An 18,894-nucleotide genomic window follows, 5' to 3' on the forward strand; every position below is an offset into this window, starting at 1 on the left:
TCTCCTCCGCGCCTCCGCGCCTTCGCGTGAGAAAATCCAATGACCGAAGCACTCGACCAATTCCGCGCCGAAACCCGCGCCTGGCTGGAGGAAAACTGCCCAGCCGAGATGCGCACCCCGCCCAAATCGGAAAAGGAAACCACCTGGGGCGGCCGCAACCCGGAATATGCGCATCCGGACCAGAAGGTCTGGCTCGATCGCATGGCGTCGCGCGGCTGGACCGTGCCCGACTGGCCCAGCGCCTATGGCGGCGGCGGGCTCTCGCCGGCCGAGACCAAGATCCTCCGCGAGGAGCTGAAGGCGATCAAGGCCCGCAACCCGCTCAACAGCTTCGGCATCTCGATGCTCGGCCCGGCGCTGCTCAAATACGGCACCGAGGAGCAGAAGCTCGAACATCTGCCCAAGATCGCCCGCGGCGAGATCCGCTGGTGCCAAGGCTATTCCGAGCCGAACGCCGGCTCGGACCTTGCCGGCCTGCAGACCAGCGCGGAGGACAAGGGCGATCATTTCCTGGTCAACGGCCAGAAGGTGTGGACCAGCTATGCCGACAAGGCCGACTGGATCTTCTGCCTCGTCCGCACCGACAAGACCGTCAAGCAGGCCGGCATCAGCTTCCTGCTATTCGACATGGCCTCGCCGGGCGTCTCCACCAAGCCGATCCTGCTGATCAGCGGCAACTCGCCCTTCTGCGAGACTTTCTTCGACAATGTCGAAGTGCCCAAGGGCAATCTGCTCGGCACGCTCAACAAGGGCTGGGACGTCGCGAAGTATCTGCTCGGCCATGAGCGCGAGATGATCTCGGGCTTCGGCCTTGGCGGCAGCGGCAAGGATCCGCTGGTCGAGGCCGCGCGCAAGGGCGTCGATCCGATCCTGCGCGCCCAGATTGCGCTGTTCCAGGTGCGCTCCAAGGCGTTCACCGCAATGTCGGAAAAGTTCATCGACGAATTGAAGGCCGGCCAGGCGCATCCCGCCCAGCCTTCAATGATGAAATATTACGGCACCGAGCTGAACAAGGCCCGCCACGAGCTCCAGATGACCGCCGGCGGCAGCGACGCGCTCGAATGGGAGAGCGAAGCCAGCCACCAGGGCGCCGCCGCGCGCACCTGGCTGCGCACCAAGGCGAACTCGATCGAAGGCGGCACCAGCGAGGTCCAGCTCAACATCATCGCCAAGCGGATCCTGGATCTGCCGAGCTGACCAAATTCCCTCTCCCTTTGGGAGAGGGAGGGAGCCGACGCAGTCGGCGGAAGGGTGAGGATAGTCACAAGCGACGCGCTCGCGGACAAGCCGCCCTCACCCAACCCTCTCCCAAAGGAGAGGGCTTAAGGAAGAGAAGAAGATGCCCCTCTACCTCAACGACGACCAGACCATGCTCCGCGACACCGCGAAGGACTTCGTCGCCTCGGAAGCCCCGGTCAGCCACATGCGCGCGCTGCGCGACGCGAACGACGCCACCGGCTTCTCGCGCCCGCTGTGGAAGCAGTTCGCCGAAATGGGCTTCACCGGCATCCTGATCCCGGAGGCCGAGGGCGGCCTCGGCCTCGGCCATGTCGAGGCGGGCGTGGTGCTCGAGGAGATCGGCCGCAACCTGTCGCCCTCGCCCTTCCTCGCCACCGCCGTCGCCGCGGTCGAGGCGCTGAAGGGCACCGCCGCCGCAGCCGTATGGTATCCCGGCATCCTGTCGGGCGAGACCGTCGCCGCGCTGGCGATCGACGAGGGTGCCAAGCACAACGGCAGGATCGCGATGCAGGCCCAGCGCGCGGGCAACGGCTTCCGCCTCACCGGCGCCAAGCAGTTCGTCACGCACGGCCATGTCGCCGACCTGCTGCTCGTCGCGGCGAAGACCGAGAACGGTACCACCTTGTTCGCCGTCCCCAATGACGCGGACCGCCTCACCGTCACGCCCGAGCGGCTGGCGGATTCCTCGATCGCCGCGCACCTGCAATTCGACGGCGTCGAGGTCGATGCCGATGCGGTGATCGGCGAGGTCGACCAGGGCGACGCGCCCCTCGCCCGCCTGCTCGCCGCGGGCCGCACCGGCGCCTCGGCCGAGATGGTCGGCGTCGGCGGCGGCGCGATGGACATGACCGTCTCCTATCTCAAGGAGCGCAAGCAGTTCGGCGTCGCCATCGGCAGCTTCCAGGCGCTGCAGCACCGCGCCGCGCATCTCTACAGCGAGATGGAAGTCGCCCGCGCCGCCGTGCTCAAGGCGCAGCAGCTGCTCGACGCCGGCCTGGACGCGGCGGAAGCCGTCGCCGTCGCCAAGGCGATGACCGGGCTTGCCACCACGCTTGCCGTGCAGGAGGGTGTGCAGATGCACGGGGGCATCGGCATGACCGACGAGTTCGACATCGGCTTCTTCATGAAGCGCGCCCGCGTGCTCGCCGAGATGTTCGGCGACACCAACTTCCACGCCAATGCCCTGGCGGAAGCGGCGGGATATTGATGCACCAGCCGGAGCCCCATTCCCAACAGCCGTCATCCCCGCGAAAGCGGGGACCCATCTCGTGCAGAAGCCGCGAGATACAACGGCAGTTTGGCGCGGGGACGGTTCAGGAGATGGGTCCCCGCTTTCGCGGGGATGACGCTTGATATGACTGACACCCCCGAACGCGCCGAAGACCCGCAAGGCCTGGTCGACCAGCTCACCCAGCTCCTCGATGTCGAGCGCATCGATACCGATCTCTATCGCGGCGCCCGCCAGCCCGGCGGCGTCGGCCGCGTGTTCGGCGGCCAGGTGGTCGCCCAGGCGCTCCAGGCCGCGCAGCGCTCGGTCGAGGACGGCAAGGTCGCCCATTCGCTCCACGCCTATTTCATGCGTCCGGGCGACGAGAACCATCCGATCATCTACCGGGTCGTGCGCGATTTCGACGGGCGCAGCTTCGCCAATCGCCGCGTCATCGCGATGCAGGGCGGCAAGCCGATCCTCAACATGACCGCGAGCTTCCAGGCGCCGGCCGAGGGTCTGCACCACCAGTTCGACATGCCCGACGTGCCCGATCCGGACAGCCTGGTCTCCGAGCGCGACCTGCGCGAGGCGATCCGCGACGAGGTGCCCGAGAAGTTCCGCCGCTTCTTCCTGCGCGCCCGCCCGATCGAGATCCGCCCGGTCAATCCGCGCAACTGGTTCAAGCCGGTGAAGAGCGAGCCCGTGCAGAGCAGCTGGTTCCGCGTCGTCGCCCCGCTGCCCGACGATCCCGCGCTCCACCGCGCGATGCTCACCTATGCCACCGACATGACCCTGCTCGGCACCTGCATGCTGCCACACGGGGTCAGCTGGATGACCGGCGGCGTGCAGACCGCCAGCCTCGATCACGCGGTCTGGCTGCATGAGCCCTTCCGCTTCGACGAGTGGCTGCTCTACACGACGGACAGCCCCTGGGCCGGCCATAGCCGCGGCTTCAACCGCGGCCGCATCTACAGCCGCGACGGTCGCTTGGTCGCCAGCGTCGCCCAGGAAGGGCTGGTCCGGGTCAAGGGCTAGCGCTTGCGGACGACATAGCTGGCGGGGAGGAACAGGAACACGTTGGTCTCCTCTGCGCGTGCCCATTCCACCGGCCGGTCGAGGCCGCTCACGTCCACGCCGCTGGTCCCGCCGAACTTGCCCGAAGCCATCGCCGCATCGGCTGCGATGAGCTCGATGATCGCGGCGCGATACTGGTCCGGATTGACCACGCTCAGCGTGAGCCTGCCGTCCGCCCGGATCACCGTCCGCCCTGCCTTGGGCACCGACTTGAAGAAGGCCGCGATCCGATCCGCCGCCACCCTCTCCGGCGTCCCCGGTGCCAGCTTCAGCTTGACCAGGAACTCGGCACGGTCGGTATCGGGGCGCCCGTCCCCGCTGAAATAGAGATTCTCGTAATTGGCGAGCGTCAGCGGCTGCAGCACATAGTCGCCGGTCGCCAGCTCAAAGCCCTGCTTGGCCGCTGCGGCGATCATCGCGCGGATCGTCGCCTTCAGGTCTGCCCGGCGCTTCTCCCTGTCGCGCTCGTCACCCGCGACATGGACCGATTGCACGCCGTAATCTGCGGTGCGCTTCAGCGCGACCACCGGCCGCGAGGTCGCGACGATGCCGCCATAATAGCCCGCATCGCCGCCGCGCCGCGACGCGGTCACGATCACTTCCTGCGCCAGCGCCGGTGCAGCCGCGCCGATCAGCCCCGCACCAATGGCCAGGATCTTGAGGATCTTGTTCATCGCTCCATCTCCCGATCAGTTGCGCGGCTGCACGGTGGCGGCGGAGGGCAGGAACAGCTGCACCTCGGTGAGCCCCGCCCGCTTCCACTGCACTGGCCGGTCGAGCCCGGTGACCTCGACGCCATAGCCCGCCCCGAAGCGCGCGCTGGTCGCCGCCGTATCCTTCGCCACCAGGTCGATGATCGCGCCCCGATACTGTTCGGGATTCACCACGCTCAGCGTCAGCTCGCTATAGGGCTTGATTTCCGCCCGCCCGACGGCGGGAACCGACTTCATGAACCGCTCGATCTTGGCCAGCGCCGCCTTGGCATCGATGCCCGGCGCCAGCGGTACCTTGACCAGGAACTTGACCAGCTCGCCGTCGAACTCGTCGTCATCGTCGATGAATACCAGTTCCTTGTAGTTGCCGGCAGTCAGCGGCTCGACCACCAGCTCGCCGGTTGCCAGCAACGTGCCCGCGCCGGCGGACAGATCGATCGCCTTGCGCGTCATCGCCAGCACTTCCGCGCGGGCCGGCTCCTCTCCCACCGTGTCGCTGACGATGACGACCTGCTGCACGGCAAAGTCCGCGGTGCGCCGCAGCGTCTGCACCGCCGCCGGCACGGGAATGGGCTTCACCGTCTTGTTGTCGTCATCGTCATCGGGATTGAGCCTGCGCAGGCCGGTGACGATGATCTCGCCAGCCCCGCCGCCATCATCCTCCTGGGCCATCGCCGGCGTTGCCACCGCGACGAGCAGCCCGGCCAGGATCGCGCCACGCACTATGCCCCACATGCAGTCCCCCTCTCCTGCTTTGCGCGGAGGCTGACCTGCGCGCGGACTCGAGTCAATCGCGCTTCGATCCGCTTCGGGAAGGTTCCTGCGCCCTAGAAGGCCGGCTTGCCGAATTCCTGCCGCGTCACCGGATGGCTCGACGACAGCCCGCCATCCACCACCCAGGCCTGGCCATTGACATAGCTCGCCGCGTCGCTGGCGAGGAACAGCGCAACCCGCGCGATCTCCTCGGGCTGGCCGGCACGGCGCAGCGGGTTGAGCCGGCCGAGCTTGTCCTCCTTGCCGTTCTCGCGGGCATAGGTGAAGGCGCGCTCGGTCATGCCGGTCTCGATCAGTCCCGGGCAGATCGCGTTCACCCGCACGCCCGATCCCGCGAACTGCTGCGCAGCGGTCTGGACCAGGTTGATCACCCCCGCCTTGCTCGCCGAGTAAGCCGGCCCGCCGGCGCCCGAGCGCAGCCCCGCCACGCTCGCGGTGCAGATAATGGCCCCGCCACCCCGCTCGACGATCTTCGGCCCGGCATGCTTGATCGCCAGCGCTGGCCCGATCAGGTTTACCCGCAACACTTCGGTCCAGAGCTCGGTCGGCGTATCGAAGATGCCGGTCGCGCCGCCCGAGATGCCGGCATTGGCGTAGAAGATGTCGAGCCCGCCGAACGTATCGACCGCCAGCGCAACCGTGCGCTCGACATCGGCCTCATCGCCCGCATCCATATGCACCGCGATCATGCCCTCGCGCCCGGCGACGGTCTCGTTCACCGCTTCGCTCAGATCGGCCGCGACCACCTTGGCGCCTGCCTCGGCAAACGCCCGCGCGGTCGCCCGCCCGATCCCCGAACCTGCGCCGGTAACGATTGCAACCTTGCCTGCGAACTGCATCGAAATCCCCTTCCACGTGCTCCTGCGGAAGCAGGAGCCCAGGGCCACAAACGTCGCCCCCTCCGCAACTCTGGGCTCCTGCTTTCGCAGGAGCACAAGTTTAGATCGTCACCCCGCCATCGATCACCATCGCCTGCCCGGTCATGAACGCGCTCGCCCGGCTGGCGAGATACACGACCGCCCCGGCAATCTCCTCCGGCTCGCCGATCCGCCGCAGCGGGGTGGTGGCGTTGGTCGCCTTGGCCCGCTCGGGATCCTCCCACAGCGCGCGGGCGAAATCGGTCCTGATCAGCCCCGGCGCGATGCAGTTGACCCGCACATTGTCCGGCCCGAACTCCACCGCATAGTTGCGCGCGAGCTGCAGGTCGGCCGCCTTGGAGACGTTATACGCCCCGATCACCGGCGATCCGCGCAAGCCCCCGATCGACGAGACGATCACGATCGAGCCGTCGCGGCGCTCGCGCATCTCGGGCGCCACCATCTGGATCAGCCAGTGGTTGGAGAGGATGTTGTTGTCGAGGATCTTGCGGAACTGGTCGTCGGCGATCCCCTCGAGCGGCCCGTAATAGGGGTTGGACGCCGCATTGCAGACCAGCACGTCCACCCGCCCGAACACCCGCCGCGTCTCCTCGACCAGGTGCTTCAGCGCTTCCTTGTCCGAGATGCTCGCCGCCACCGCCAGCGCGGTTCCCTCGCCATGCCTGGCATTGATCTCGGCGGCGACCTCGTCACAGGCATCCTGCTTTCGGCTGGAGATCACCACCTTCGCGCCGGCATCCGCCAGCGCTTCGGCCGAAGCCTTGCCGATCCCGCGCGAGGAACCGGTGACGATTGCCACCTTGCCGGTCAGGTCGAATAGTCCCGAAACCATGTTCCCTCCTTAGTCGTCACCCCGGCGAAAGCCGGGGCCCATCTCGTGCAGATGCCAGGAACAACCACCGCCGTGGCGCGCGCTGAAAGCGAAGGAGATGGGTCCCCGCTTTCGCGGGGATGACGGCTGTGAGCGCATCACGCCCCCGCCTCCCGCGCGAAATGCCAGGCCTGCGCCACCAGCCCGGGCAGCCGCTCCACCGTCGCCGCCGCGTTCGCGCTCGACGCATTGCCGTCGAGCATCCGCTTCTTGATCCCCTGCACGATCCCCGCCAGCCGGAAGAGATTGTACGCAAAGTACCAGTTGAGGTCGGGCACCCCCTCCCGCCCGGTCGCCGTGCAGTAGCGCGCCACGACATCCTCGATCGTCGGGATGCCCGTCTCCGGCCCCGTGAGCCCCTTTACCCCCGAGCGCCCCTCGGGCTCGGTCGCCCAGCTCATCAGGAAATAGGAGAAGTCCGCCAGCGGATCGCCGAGCGTCGACAGCTCCCAGTCGAGCACCGCCAGCACGCGCGGTTCGGCTGGCGCGAAGATCATGTTGTCGATGCGGAAATCGCCATGGACGATGCTGGTCCGCGTCTGCTCGGGCAGGGTGCGCGGCAGGAACTCGATCAGCCGCTCCATCTCGGGCAACTGATCGGTCTCGCTCATCCGGTACTGCTTGGTCCAGCGCTCGACCTGGCGGGCGAAATAGTTGCCCGGCTTGCCATAGCTGCCCAGCCCGACCGCTTCGTAGTCCACCGCGTGCAAGGCCGCGAGCGTGTCGACGATCGCATTATAGTGCACCGTCCGCTCGGCCGGGGTGAGACCGGGCAGCGATCCGTCCCACAGCGTCCGCCCCTCGACCATCTCCATGATGTAGAAGGGCGAACCCAGCACTTCCGGGTCCTCGCAAAGCCCATAGGGCCGCGCGACCGGGAAGCCGGTCGGGTGCAGGGCCGCGATCAGCGCATATTCGCGCTCCACCGCATGCGCCGAGGGCAGGATCGGCCCGAACGGCTTGCGCCGGAGCACATAAGAGCCGCTGCCCGCATCGATCCGATAGGTCGGGTTGCTCTGTCCGCCGGCGAACTTGGTCACCGCGATCGGCCCTGCGAAACCGCCCACATTGGCCGACAGCCAGTCCGCCAGCTTGGCTTCGTCCAGGTCGCTCATGCGAATTCGATCACCGAGCGCACGCTGTCGCCCTTGCGCAGCTTGGCGAGCGCGTCGTTGACGTCCTCGAGCCTGATCCGCTCGGCGACCATCGTGTCGAGATCGAGCAGCCCGTCGAGATACATCTGCACCAATCGCGGCATGTCGATCGGGAAGCGCGTGCTACCCAGCAGCGATCCCTGGATCTTCTTGCCGGTCAGGAAGGTCGGCCCGGGCAGGCTGACATTGCCCCCCGGCGCGATCATCCCCAGGATCGTCGCGGTGCCGCCGCGTCGCAGGATGTTCCAGGCGAGCTCGGCGGTGTTCGGCCGCCCGACCGCCTCGATCGCATAATGGACGCCGCCGCCGGTAAGCTTGAGCACATCCTTGGCCAGCCCCTCGGCCATCGCGTCCAGCGCATGGGTGGCGCCCAGCTTCAGCGCCAGCTCGCGTTTCTCCGGCACCGGGTCGACCGCCAGGATTGTGCCCGCCCCGGCGATCTTGGCGGCATTGATCGCGGCAAGCCCGATCCCGCCCGCACCGATCACCGCGACGCTCTCCCCGGGGCGCACCCGGCTGTCGTTGAAGATCGCCCCGGCGCCGGTGATCACCGCGCAGCCGAGCAGCGCCGCGCGATCCAGCGGCATCTCCTTCGAGATCGCCACACAGGCGTTTTCGTGCACCAGCATCATCTCGGCATAGGCCGAGAGGTTGAGGAACGGCGCGAGCGGCGTGCCGTCGCCTAGGCTCAGCCGCGGCTCGGCATCGGCCGGGCGCCGGGTCGAGGGATCGATGCAGAGCGACGGCCGCCCGGTCACGCACATCTCGCAGCTGCCGCAGAAGACGGTGAAGAAGGTGATGACATGGTCTCCCACCTTCAGATGCGCGACGTCCGATCCCACCGCCTCGATCACCCCCGCCGCCTCATGCCCCGGCACCGTCGGCACCGGATGCGGGAAGGCGCCGTCGACGAAGTGCAGGTCGGACCGGCACACCCCCACCGCCGCGGTACGGATCAGCACCTCGCGCGGGCCAGGCTTGGAAACCCGGATATCGGTGATCTCGAGCGGCTTGCCCGCTTCGTAGAGAACGGCTGCTTTCATCACTCTCCCTCTCGTCACCTTCTCTTCGTCACCCCCGCGAAAGCGGGGGCCCATCTCCCGGATTATCCCCGCCTGCACCGGCGCGTTTGCCGAGGGCGTGGGAGATGGGTCCCCGCTTTCGCGGGGATGACGGCGTGGCTTAGCGGCTGACCCCAACATCTCCCGAAGACGCCCGGTCCGCCTTGAAGTCCGCGTACTTCCCGAACTCGTTCCGCGCGATCGCCCGGGCATGCACCTCGTCCGGACCGTCCGCGAGCCGCAGCGTGCGGATGCCCGCCCAGTCATGCGCGAGGTGGAAGTCGCCCGAGACGCCCGCACCGCCATGCGCCTGGATCGCGTCGTCGATGATCTGCAGCGCCATCTGCGGCGCCTGCACCTTGATCATCGCGATCTCAAGCTGCGCCGCCCTGTTGCCCGCCTTGTCCATCATGTCCGCCGCCTTCAGGCAGAGCAGACGGGTCATCTCGATGTCGATCCGCGCGCGGGCGATGCGCTGCTCCCACACCGAATGGTCCGAGAGACGCTTGCCGAACGCGACGCGACTAACGAGCCGCTTGGACATCGCCTCGATCGCTTCCTCGGCGACCCCGATCGTCCGCATGCAGTGATGGATGCGGCCCGGCCCGAGCCGCCCCTGTGCGATCTCGAAGCCGCGCCCTTCGCCGAGCAGCATGTTCTCGACCGGCACGCGGACATTCTCGAGAACCACTTCGCCGTGCCCATGCGGCGCATGATCATACCCGAAAACCGAAAGCATCCGTTCGATCTTCACGCCGGGGGCGTCCATCGGCACCAGGATCATGCTCTGCTGGGCATGTTTGGCGGCGCCCGTATCGGTCTTGCCCATCACGATCGAGACCGCGCAGCGCGGGTCGCCCACACCGCTGCTCCACCATTTCCGCCCGTTGATCACATAATGATTGCCGTCGCGCACCATGCTGGTCTGGATATTGGTCGCGTCCGAGCTCGCCACCGCCGGCTCGGTCATCAGGAAGGCCGAGCGGATCTCGCCCTGCATCAGCGGCTTGAGCCACTGGTCCTTCTGCGCCCGGGTGCCGTAGCGGTGGAGCACCTCCATGTTGCCCGTGTCCGGTGCGGAGCAGTTGAAACACTCCGACGCCCAGCCGAGCCGCCCCATCTCCTCGGCGCACAGCGCATATTCGAGGTTGGTCAGTTGCGTGCCCTGGAACTCGAAACTGTCGTCGACATGCGCCTGGCCCGAATGCGGCGGCATGAAGAAGTTCCACAGGCCCGCAACCCTGGCCTCGGCCTTCACCTCCTCGATCACCGGCAGCACCTTCCAGCGCTCACCCTGCTTCTGCTGGGCATGATAGTCGCCGTCGCGAGGCCGGATCCTGGTGTCGATAAAGGCCTTCACGCGGTCGCGGAAATAGGTCTCGCGCTCGCTCAGCGTGAAATCCATGGCGCATCCTCTCCGTTTTCTGCTTCACGGATCGGCGTAGAGCATACCGGATATTCGGTAAAGTCGGGCCGGCGCGAAAATCGGCACAACCTCGATTCAAAAAACCGCTTTGGCTAGCCGTCAAATCCGCTAGACTGGTTGCAATGAATGCACCGGGGAAACTAGAAACCGCAAGCGCGACGAAACGCTTCCAGGCCAAGCGGGACGCGATCCTCGCCGCGGCGGCGGACGCGATCAACGAACAGAGCGCCAAGGGGATGACCTTTGCCGACGTGGCCCGCCGCGTCGGCCTCAACACCACGTCGGTCACCTATTATTTCAAGCGCAAGGAAGACCTTGCCGCCGCCGCCTTCGAGCAGACGCTCGACCGGCTCGAGGCGATGCTCGACGATGCCGGCAAGGAGTCGACGCCCGAAGCCCGGGTCGGCCGCTATCTCAACATCAACATGGAGCGGCTCGCCCGCATCCGCCGGGGCGAGGAGCGCGACTTCGCGATCCTCTCGGACCTGCGCGCCATGGAAGGCCCGATCAAGCGCGAGCTGCTCGATCGCTGGCGCGGCGTGTTCCGCAAGACCCGCGCGCTCTGGGGCACCCCCGCCAGCCGCGCCGAGACCGACCTCCATGGTGCTCGCGCGCACGTGCTGCTCGAGAACACCTTCTGGCTGACCGCCTGGCTGCCTCGTTACGAAGTCGATGAATATCCCCGCGTCGAGGCGCGCCTCATGGACGTGTTCCGCACGGGCATCGCCGCGCCCGGCCAGGCCTGGACCCCGCACATGCTCGACCTCGAGCATGACGAGCCCGAGCCAGGCCGCGAGGCCTTTCTCCTCGCCGCCACGCGGCTGATCAACGAGCTCGGCTATCGCGGCGCCTCGGTCCAGAAGATCGCCAGCGAGCTCAACGTCACCAAGGGCAGCTTCTACCACCATCTCGATGCCAAGGACGATCTGGTCATCGCCTGCTACAAGCGCAGCTTCGACATCATCGCCGATGCCCAGCGCCTGGCCGAGACCGCCGGCGGCACGCATTGGGAGCAGCTCGAAAGCACGATCGCCACGCTGCTCGACTATCAGTTCAGCGAACGCGGGCCCTTGCTGCGCACCACCGCGCTCTCCGGTCTGCCGCCCCAGGTCCGCTCGACGATGATCGACCGCTCGAACCGCATCGCCCGCCGCTTCGCCGGCCTGCTGTCCGACGGCATCGCCCAGGGCTCGATCCGCGCGATCGACCCGCTGGTCGCCTCGCAGACGCTGATGGCCCTTCAGAACGCCGCCTTCGACATGCGCAAATGGGCCAGCACCATGCCGCGCGACAAGGCGGTGGCCTATTACGCCTCGACCATCGCCTTCGGCCTGTTCGACGATCGGGTGCTGGCAGGCTAGAGCGCCTCCGCCAGCTCCCCCGCCGCTTGCAACCGCTCGATATCCTGCCGCGGCGGCGCGCCGAACAACCGGCGATATTCCCGGCTGAACTGCGACGGACTGTCATAGCCGACCGCGAACCCCGCCGAGCCCGCGCTCGCGCCCTCGGCCATCATCAGCCGGCGCGCTTCCTGCAGGCGGAGCTGCTTCTGATATTCGAGCGGCGTCATCCGGGTCACCGCCTTGAAATGGGCGTGCAGCGACGACGGGCTCATCCCCGCCGCATCGGCAATGTCCTCGATCCGCAGCTGCCGGTCATACCCGCTTCGGATCCGCGCGATCGCCCGGCTGATCTGGCCGAGATGGCTGTCGCCCTTCGCCATCCGCCGCAGCGTCCCGCCATGCGGCCCGGTGAGCAAGCGGTACAGGATCTCCCGCTCAATCAGCGGCGCCAGCGCCGCGATGCTCTCGGGCCGGTCGAGCAGCTTGACCAGCCGGCAGGCGGCATCGATCAGGTCGGCATCCCCCGGATAGACTGCCAGCGCCGGCAAGTCGCGCTGCGGCCCGGCCTCTCCCTCCGCGATCATCAGGTCGGCCAGCGCCGGCAGGTCCAGATCGATCTTGCAGCACAGATAGGGCGCGTCCGGGCTCGCCTCGAGCACAAGCCCGACCAGCGGCAGGTCGACCGAGACCAGCAGATAGCGTGACGCATCATAGACCACGTCATGGTCGCCGAGCGACACGCGCTTCGATCCCTGGGCGATCAGGCAAAGCGATGCCTCATAGACAGACGGGATCGGCAGACTCGGCTGGTCCGCCCGGATCAGCGACAGTCGCCCTATCGCAGTACCCGAAATCCCGGTTTCCGGCGTGTGCCGTTCGATCAGCGTGGCGAGGGCGGCGATATTGTGCATGCTGCCTGCTTCCCTCATGCGAGAGAAGCACGCAAGCGCATCCATCCACATTTGGAGGATCGTGCAATCCCTTCGGCCAATCGCTCTACCGCCCGAACCCTTCCCTGCCCCAAATCCTGCCTCGTCATTCCAGACGAGAAGGAACGAACCATGACGGGACTTAGCGACAAGGTCATCCTCATCACCGGCGCCTCCAGCGGCATCGGCGAAGCCACGGTCCGCGAGTTGGCGGCAACCGGCGCCAGGCTGTTCATCGGCGCCCGCCGCGGCGACCGGCTCCAGGCGCTGGCCGAGCAGCTCGGCCCCAACATCGCCTGGCGCGAGCTCGACGTCACCGATGCGGCGAACTTCAAGGCCTTTGCCGACGCCGCGGAAGCGAAGTTCGGCCGGGTCGACGTGCTGATCAACAATGCCGGCGTGATGCCGCTCTCGCCGCTCGCCGCGCTCAAGACCGACGAGTGGAAGCGGATGATCGATGTCAATATCCACGGCGTGCTCAACGGCATCGCCGCGGTGCTGCCGCGCTTCGTCGCCCAGCAGAACGGCCATGTCGTCAACGTCGCTTCGGTCGGCGCCCACCTCGTCCTGCCGACCGCCGCGGTCTATTGCGGCACCAAATACGCGGTCTGGGCGATCACCGAGGGCCTGCGCCAGGAGCATGACGATATCCGCGCGACGATCATCTCGCCGGGCGTCACCGCCACCGAACTGGGCGACGACATCAGCGATCCCCAGGTCGCCGCCGCGCTCAAGGACTGGCGCCAGAAGTCGCTGACCCCGGACGCGATCGCCCGTGCGATCCGCTATGCCCTCGAGCAGCCCGACGGCGTCGATGTCAACGAAGTGATCGTCCGCCCCACCGCCGCCAACATGTAAGCCGTAATTGCCGGGTCTTCGCGCGCCGGAGGCCCGGCATCTGTGCACCATTGATCCCCCGGAACAATTCGGCTAGTGGCGCCGCCGGTAACCCCAACTCAGGAAAGGAGTGAGCCCATGCAGACCATTACCGCTCTCATCGCCACTTCCATTTTCCGAGTTCGGGAACATTCCACATGGGCAAGTCCCTTGCAGGTGACTTTGATCGCCTGACCCTTTTCCGCGGCCATGACGCCGCGGCATCATTCGATACTGCAATCCGTCGCCTGCCGTCCTTCCTCGTTTCCGGGGAGGTCCAGCCATGACCACGGCAAGCATCCACATCGTCGCGTCGCCCGAAAGCTGGATCGAGCAGCTTGCGATCGAGCAGCTCCACCAGACCGCTGCGCTGCCTGGCATCGAAGCGGTCGTCGGCCTGCCCGATCTCCATGCGGGACGCGGCATCGCGGTCGGCGCGGCCTTCTGGTCTCGCGGACTGGTCTATCCGCATCTCGTCGGCAGCGACATCGGCTGCGGCATGGGGCTGTGGCGGACGGGCATGAAACTGCGCAAGTTCCGCCCCGACACCGCCGTCCGCAAGCTGCACGGGCTGGAGGAGGCCTGGGAGGGCGACGTCGCCGCGCGCCTTGCCGAGGCGGACCTCCCCGCTCTGCCCTGCGACGCGCTCGGCACGATCGGCGGCGGCAACCACTTCGCGGAGCTGCTGCGCTTCGAGGAAGTGTTCGACGCCGACCTGTTCGCAGAACTGGGCCTCGACGCACGGGCGGTGCACCTGATGGTGCATAGCGGCTCGCGCGGCCTCGGCCAGGCGATCCTCGACCGGCACCGCGCCCGCCATAATGTCGACGGCCTCGCCACCGGCACGTCCGATTGCGTGGCCTATCTCGCCGAGCATGACGCGGCGGTGCGCTGGGCGATGCTCAACCGCGTGGTGATCGCCGAGCGTTTCCTCGATCGCCTCGGCGCTGAGGGCGCGCGCCTGCTCGACATCTGCCACAACAGCGTCACGCCCCACCGGGACGGCTGGTTGCACCGCAAGGGCGCGGCACCGGCGGACAAGGGACTGGTCGTCATCCCCGGCTCGCGCGGCGACATGACCTATCTCGTACGGCCTCGCCCCGGCGCACCGGCCGACGCCGCCCTCGACTCGCTCGCGCATGGCGCCGGCCGCAAGTGGAGCCGCAGCGAGGCGCGCGACAAGCTCGGCCGCCGCTTCCGCATCGCCGATCTCGAACGCACCGCGCTCGGCAGCCGGGTGATCTGCGAGGATCGCGACCTGATCTTCGAGGAGGCGCCTCAGGCTTACAAGGACATCCACCAGGTCGTACACGATCTGGAGCAGCACGGTCTGGTCGATCTCGTGGCCACGCTCCGCCCGCTCGTCACCTACAAGACGAGGCGCGCATGACCGGGATCATTCTCCACTTGTCCTCGGGCCAGGGGCCGCGCGAATGCGAATGGGTGGTCGAGCGGCTCGTCTATGCCTGGGCACAGGAAGGCCAGGCGGCGGGCCTCACCTGCGAACCAGTCGAGCCTGTGGATAGCCCCACGGCATCGGTGCTGCTGCGGGTCTCCGGCGAAGGTGCGCAAGCCTTTGTCGATGCCCGCACCGGTACGATCCGGTGGATCGGCACCAGCCCGTTCCGTCCGCTGCACAAGCGCCGTAACTGGTTCGTTGGCGCCTCGCCCGCACCCTTGCCCGAGGACGTGCCCGAACTTCGCGATGCTGACATCCGCTACCAGACGATGCGCGCGTCGGGGCCAGGCGGACAGCATGTCAACAAGACCGACAGCGCCGTGCGCGCCACCCACCTGCCAACGGGCCTGACGACCTTCTCGCAAGACCAGCGCTCGCAACATGCCAACCGCAGCATCGCCCGCCTCAAGCTGGCGATGCTGCTCCAGGGACGACGCGAACGGGGCGCTGCCGCGGGCAAGCGCGAACTATGGGACCAGAACCACGCCCTCGAACGCGGCAATGCGGTCCGGACCTACCGGGGAGAGAAATTCTCCCCGGGCTAGGCCGGCTTGCGCGCCAGCTTCTTCGGCTTGGGCCGCCTGAACCAGAAGGTCCACACCGCCAGGCTGCCGAGCAGCATCATCGTCAGCCCCGAGGCGGTGAGCAGCAGCCGGTAGAGCAGCCCGCCGACCTTGGCGGCGTGCAGCGGATAGGCGCCGTTGAATATCTGCGCCCCCTTGGGCAGCGCCAGCGCATCGATCGATCCCAGCACATGACCGTCGGCAGCGTCGAACCACACATTCGAGCGGCCATTCGGCAGCCACTCCCCGGCACGCTTCATCCGCACCAGGATCGGGTCTCCAGCCTTGCGCGGCAGCGAGAGGATGCGGATCTGCGCGTCGGGGAAGCGGGCATGCGCCGCCAGCACGATCGCGCGCCAGTCCGGATGGGCGGCCAACGGCCCACTCTTCGCCTTGGGCGGCTTCATCGCCGCGGCATCGGCCGAAGGCGAGGAGAAAGGCGCGGTGATGATCGCCGCAAACGGCTTGAAGATCATCATCGTCCCCGTCACCGCCGAGAGCAGCAGCAGCGGCGCCATCACGATGCCCAGGTCGCGGTGCTGCATCACGATCATCGGCCGGCTCATTCGCTTGGGCCAGATCCGGAACTTGAACGTCTTGCGCGTGCGCCACCACAGGATCGATCCGGTGACCACGAACAGGATCGCCGCCAGCCCCGCGATGCCGATCACCGTCTCGCCGGTATCGCCGGTGAAGAGGTGATGGTGCAGGTCGAAGATCCATTGCTCGGGCCGGCTCCACTGGCTGCCCCAGCGCGTCACCACATTGCCCGCCTGGTCGGCATAGGCACCGGCGCCCTTGGCCATGCGAACCTGGTTGAGGCCGAACCGGTCGCTGGCATAGGTGATTCCCTGCGCCTTGGGCTCAGTCACCATCAGCTTGGCGGTGGTCTCCGCGATCGCGTTCGGGTTCGCCACGCGTACGTCCGCGGCATGAGGAAGCGTCAGCGACAGCCAACTCTCCTCATGGACGAGGATCGCGCCGGTCAGCCCCATGATCGCCAGCACCAGCCCCAGCACACCGCCGGTCCAGCGGTGGACCAGGTCGAGCCATCCCATCACCCCGCGCTGCATCAGAAACGATAGTCCCAGCTCAGCGTGAAGGTGCGCCCGCGCCCGGCATAGAAGACCGTGTTGTCGTTCGGCAGGCGGGTGTCCGACGCGTAGTCGATGTACATCCTGTCGAACAGGTTGGCGACGCTCAGGCTCAGGCCGCCCAGCTTCGTCTGGTAGCGGACATAGGCGTCAGTCAGCGCATAGCCGCCGAAATCGTTCATGAAGAGCTTCTGCGGGTGCAGCGGGTTGGCGTCGTCGATCGTCCGCGCCTTGCCGTCGAAATGGCGCGACAGATAGAATTGCGTCTGCACGCGCGCGCTGAACGGCCCGCTCGCATAGTCCACCGCAAGGTTGACGCGGTCCGGCGAGATGTTGGTGCCGTCGAGATCGGTGTCGACCTTGCCGTCGGGCACCGTGTCGGCGTCGTAGCGGCCGTTGAGCGTCGCATAGCCAACGCTGGCCTTCAGCCCCGGCACCGGCAGCTTCACCCCCAGATTGACCTCAAGGCCCTGGATCTCCACCCGCTGGCGCTGCACGTCGAAGATGCCGGCGGCGCGCGCGATCAGCAGTTGCCCCTTGTCGCTCGACGACCAGAAATAGGTGACCGAGCCGTCTAGCGGCCCGCGCTTCACTTCCACGCCGATCTCGCGGTTGTTCGAGACGATCGGCGAGATGTCGAGATAATTGTCCAGGTCGACGCCCGTCGCCTTGATCGCCCGGGTGATGCGGCCGATGTCGGGCACGGTGAAGCCTTCGGCATAGCTGGCATAGGCGCGGATGCCGGTCACCGGCTCGACGATCACGCCGCCGTTGAACAGCAGATCCTCGAACTTCGGCTTGCCGCCGGCCACCGCGACGCCGCCATAAGTCGCCTTGTTCGGCGCGACATAGGTGGTCGAGGCGAGCGTGTGGTAATCGTCGATCTTGATCGCGACATTCTCGTAGCGCAGGCCGCCGGCGAGGCGCAGCTTGCCGTCGAACAGCTTGAGGTTGGCTTGGGCGAACGGCGCCAGGCTGCGGAAGTCGCTGGGCGGCACCCAGATGCGGTTGGTGGCGATCAGCCGCTGCTCGGTCTTGTCGACCAGCGCGTCGAAGCCGATCGTCGCGGTCAGCGCCTCGAAGCCCGGCACCGCGCGCTCGTAGCTCAGCTTGGCGCCCAGCTTGCGCGAGCGGTTCTCGGACTGGTCGAACAGCCTCTCGGTCGGGTCGATCGTCGGGTCCTGGAAGGTCGCGATCGGCGCGATCTCGCCGCCGAACGTGTCGTGCGTGCGGTTGAAGAAGATCTGGCCGACGAAATTGCCGCCGCCCAGCGCAGTGTCGGTATAGGTGAGCGCCACGCTCTCGGTGCGGCTCGCCGCAGCCTTGCCCGGTGCGTCGCCACGCACCGCGCTGGTCGGCAGGCCCGTCGCGCGGTTGCCCGTCACTGCAATATAGTCGCCATCACCCTTCAGCTCGAAGCGGCTGGCAATCAGGTCGATCCGCCCGGTTTCGCCCACTTGATAGCCAAGTCGCGAGAACAGTGAGACGGTTTTCGAATCCTGCGTCTCGCCCTGCGTCAGGTTCAGCCCGACGCGGCGCCCGTCGCCGTCATAGAAGACACCGCGCTTCTCGAACGCCGCGCCGAAGGTCGCATCGAACCGGCCCGACTTCCACTGGACCAGCCCGGCAGCCTTGCCGCCCAGCCCGTCCTTGCTGAAATCATTGTCGGCGCTGCCCTGCAGCAGCACGCGCCCGCTGATCCCCTCGGTCTTCGGCGCACCTACCGTCACCTGGTTGACGATGCCGCCGGTGCCGCCGATCCCCTGCAGCGCGTTCGAGCCATAGATCAGCTCGACCCGGTCAACGAAGAAGCCGTCGATGGTGAAGCCGTCGCGGCTGCCGTCGCGCATCGGGGTCGATTGCGGGATGCCGTTGATCGCATAAAGCGGCGAGCGCCCCCGCAGGCTCTCGCCCGCGCCCGACAGCTTCTGCCGGGTCGGCGAGAAGGACGGGGTGAGGTTCGCCACCGCATCGGTCACCGATCCGGAGATCGCGATCTGCTGGTCGAGCCGCTGCTTGTCGATCACGTCGATGGTCAGCGGCAGCGCGTTGGGCGGCAGCACCGTGCGCGCGGCGGTGACGACGATCGCCTCGTCGGCCTCGCCATCCTTTTGCGGCTCGGCCTGCTGGGCATGCGCAACCTGGGGCATCGCCGCGGAGAGCGCCAGAAACGGCAGGGAAAGCAGCGAAAGTCGCGCACGCACGGACATGATGTTGGGAACCCCTGAAT

Annotated in this window: 17 protein-coding genes; 7 read left to right on the forward strand and 10 right to left on the reverse strand. The window is 67.3% G+C overall.

Features of this window, described 5'->3' with window-relative positions; translation table 11 throughout:
* Positions 1 to 39: 39 nt before the first annotated feature.
* The 3 genes from J2W22_RS16430 (at position 40) to J2W22_RS16440 (ending at position 3,484) form a co-directional block, all read left to right on the forward strand.
* Positions 40 to 1,197, forward strand: coding sequence for an acyl-CoA dehydrogenase family protein (locus J2W22_RS16430; RefSeq protein ID WP_307119307.1), 1,158 nt, complete (start codon positions 40 to 42; stop codon positions 1,195 to 1,197).
* A 142-nt stretch (positions 1,198 to 1,339) separates the two neighbouring features.
* Entirely contained in the window at positions 1,340 to 2,446 is a 1,107-nt protein-coding gene (locus J2W22_RS16435) for an acyl-CoA dehydrogenase family protein (RefSeq protein WP_307119308.1), read from the forward strand.
* Between the two features lie 147 nt (positions 2,447 to 2,593).
* Positions 2,594 to 3,484 carry an acyl-CoA thioesterase gene (locus tag J2W22_RS16440; RefSeq protein WP_307119309.1) on the forward strand — a complete coding sequence of 297 codons (891 nt, stop codon included), beginning with the start codon at positions 2,594 to 2,596 and terminating at the stop codon, positions 3,482 to 3,484.
* Here J2W22_RS16440 and J2W22_RS16445 read toward each other — a convergent pair.
* The 7 genes from J2W22_RS16445 to J2W22_RS16475 form a co-directional block, all read right to left on the reverse strand.
* Positions 3,481 to 4,197 carry a TonB-dependent receptor gene (locus J2W22_RS16445; protein WP_307119310.1) on the reverse strand — a complete coding sequence of 239 codons (717 nt, stop codon included), beginning with the start codon at positions 4,195 to 4,197 and terminating at the stop codon, positions 3,481 to 3,483. The two genes, J2W22_RS16440 and J2W22_RS16445, sit on opposite strands and share 4 nt — an antisense overlap.
* Before the next feature lie 15 nt (positions 4,198 to 4,212).
* Positions 4,213 to 4,971 (reverse strand): TonB-dependent receptor, encoded by a 759-nt coding sequence (locus J2W22_RS16450; RefSeq protein WP_307119311.1) that lies wholly within the window; start codon positions 4,969 to 4,971, stop codon positions 4,213 to 4,215.
* Positions 4,972 to 5,063: 92 nt separating this feature from the next.
* Complete coding sequence (locus J2W22_RS16455; RefSeq protein ID WP_307119312.1) at positions 5,064 to 5,849, reverse strand: SDR family NAD(P)-dependent oxidoreductase; 786 nt, start codon at positions 5,847 to 5,849, stop codon at positions 5,064 to 5,066.
* 100 nt (positions 5,850 to 5,949) lie between these two features.
* Positions 5,950 to 6,720 carry an SDR family oxidoreductase gene (locus J2W22_RS16460; RefSeq protein WP_307119313.1) on the reverse strand — a complete coding sequence of 257 codons (771 nt, stop codon included), beginning with the start codon at positions 6,718 to 6,720 and terminating at the stop codon, positions 5,950 to 5,952.
* 137 nt (positions 6,721 to 6,857) lie between these two features.
* On the reverse strand, positions 6,858 to 7,874 hold the full coding sequence (locus J2W22_RS16465) for a phosphotransferase family protein (RefSeq protein ID WP_307119314.1): 1,017 nt from the start codon (positions 7,872 to 7,874) through the stop codon (positions 6,858 to 6,860).
* Positions 7,871 to 8,956 (reverse strand): Zn-dependent alcohol dehydrogenase, encoded by a 1,086-nt coding sequence (locus tag J2W22_RS16470; RefSeq protein WP_307119315.1) that lies wholly within the window; start codon positions 8,954 to 8,956, stop codon positions 7,871 to 7,873. Before J2W22_RS16470 ends, J2W22_RS16465 begins: the two co-directional genes overlap by 4 nt.
* 139 nt (positions 8,957 to 9,095) lie before the next feature.
* Positions 9,096 to 10,379 carry an acyl-CoA dehydrogenase family protein gene (locus J2W22_RS16475; protein ID WP_307119316.1) on the reverse strand — a complete coding sequence of 428 codons (1,284 nt, stop codon included), beginning with the start codon at positions 10,377 to 10,379 and terminating at the stop codon, positions 9,096 to 9,098.
* Positions 10,380 to 10,522: 143 nt separating this feature from the next.
* Between J2W22_RS16475 and J2W22_RS16480 the strand changes: the two genes are divergently transcribed.
* Positions 10,523 to 11,761 (forward strand): TetR/AcrR family transcriptional regulator, encoded by a 1,239-nt coding sequence (locus tag J2W22_RS16480; protein WP_307119317.1) that lies wholly within the window; start codon positions 10,523 to 10,525, stop codon positions 11,759 to 11,761.
* Here the strand turns inward: J2W22_RS16480 and J2W22_RS16485 are convergent.
* Complete coding sequence (locus tag J2W22_RS16485; protein ID WP_307119318.1) at positions 11,758 to 12,654, reverse strand: AraC family transcriptional regulator; 897 nt, start codon at positions 12,652 to 12,654, stop codon at positions 11,758 to 11,760. The two genes, J2W22_RS16480 and J2W22_RS16485, sit on opposite strands and share 4 nt — an antisense overlap.
* A 150-nt stretch (positions 12,655 to 12,804) precedes the next feature.
* On the opposite strand from J2W22_RS16485, the gene J2W22_RS16490 reads away from it, so the two are divergent.
* From J2W22_RS16490 to prfH, 3 genes are all read left to right on the forward strand, one after another.
* Positions 12,805 to 13,530, forward strand: coding sequence for an SDR family oxidoreductase (locus J2W22_RS16490; protein WP_307119319.1), 726 nt, complete (start codon positions 12,805 to 12,807; stop codon positions 13,528 to 13,530).
* Positions 13,531 to 13,831: 301 nt separating this feature from the next.
* Positions 13,832 to 14,938 (forward strand): RNA ligase RtcB family protein, encoded by a 1,107-nt coding sequence (locus J2W22_RS16495; RefSeq protein ID WP_307119320.1) that lies wholly within the window; start codon positions 13,832 to 13,834, stop codon positions 14,936 to 14,938.
* The gene (gene prfH, locus J2W22_RS16500; protein WP_307119321.1) at positions 14,935 to 15,552 is read left to right on the forward strand and encodes a peptide chain release factor H; all 618 of its coding nucleotides are present in this window, start codon (positions 14,935 to 14,937) and stop codon (positions 15,550 to 15,552) included. Before J2W22_RS16495 ends, prfH begins: the two co-directional genes overlap by 4 nt.
* On the opposite strand, the gene J2W22_RS16505 is transcribed toward prfH, so the two are convergent.
* Complete coding sequence (locus tag J2W22_RS16505; protein ID WP_307119606.1) at positions 15,549 to 16,628, reverse strand: PepSY-associated TM helix domain-containing protein; 1,080 nt, start codon at positions 16,626 to 16,628, stop codon at positions 15,549 to 15,551. The two genes, prfH and J2W22_RS16505, sit on opposite strands and share 4 nt — an antisense overlap.
* A 14-nt stretch (positions 16,629 to 16,642) precedes the next feature.
* The gene (locus J2W22_RS16510) at positions 16,643 to 18,874 is read right to left on the reverse strand and encodes a TonB-dependent receptor (RefSeq protein ID WP_307119322.1); all 2,232 of its coding nucleotides are present in this window, start codon (positions 18,872 to 18,874) and stop codon (positions 16,643 to 16,645) included.
* Positions 18,875 to 18,894 lie beyond the last annotated feature (20 nt).

The sequence above is a fragment of the Sphingomonas kyeonggiensis genome (genome assembly GCF_030812785.1).
Taxonomy (GTDB): Bacteria; Pseudomonadota; Alphaproteobacteria; order Sphingomonadales; family Sphingomonadaceae; genus Sphingomonas; species Sphingomonas kyeonggiensis_B.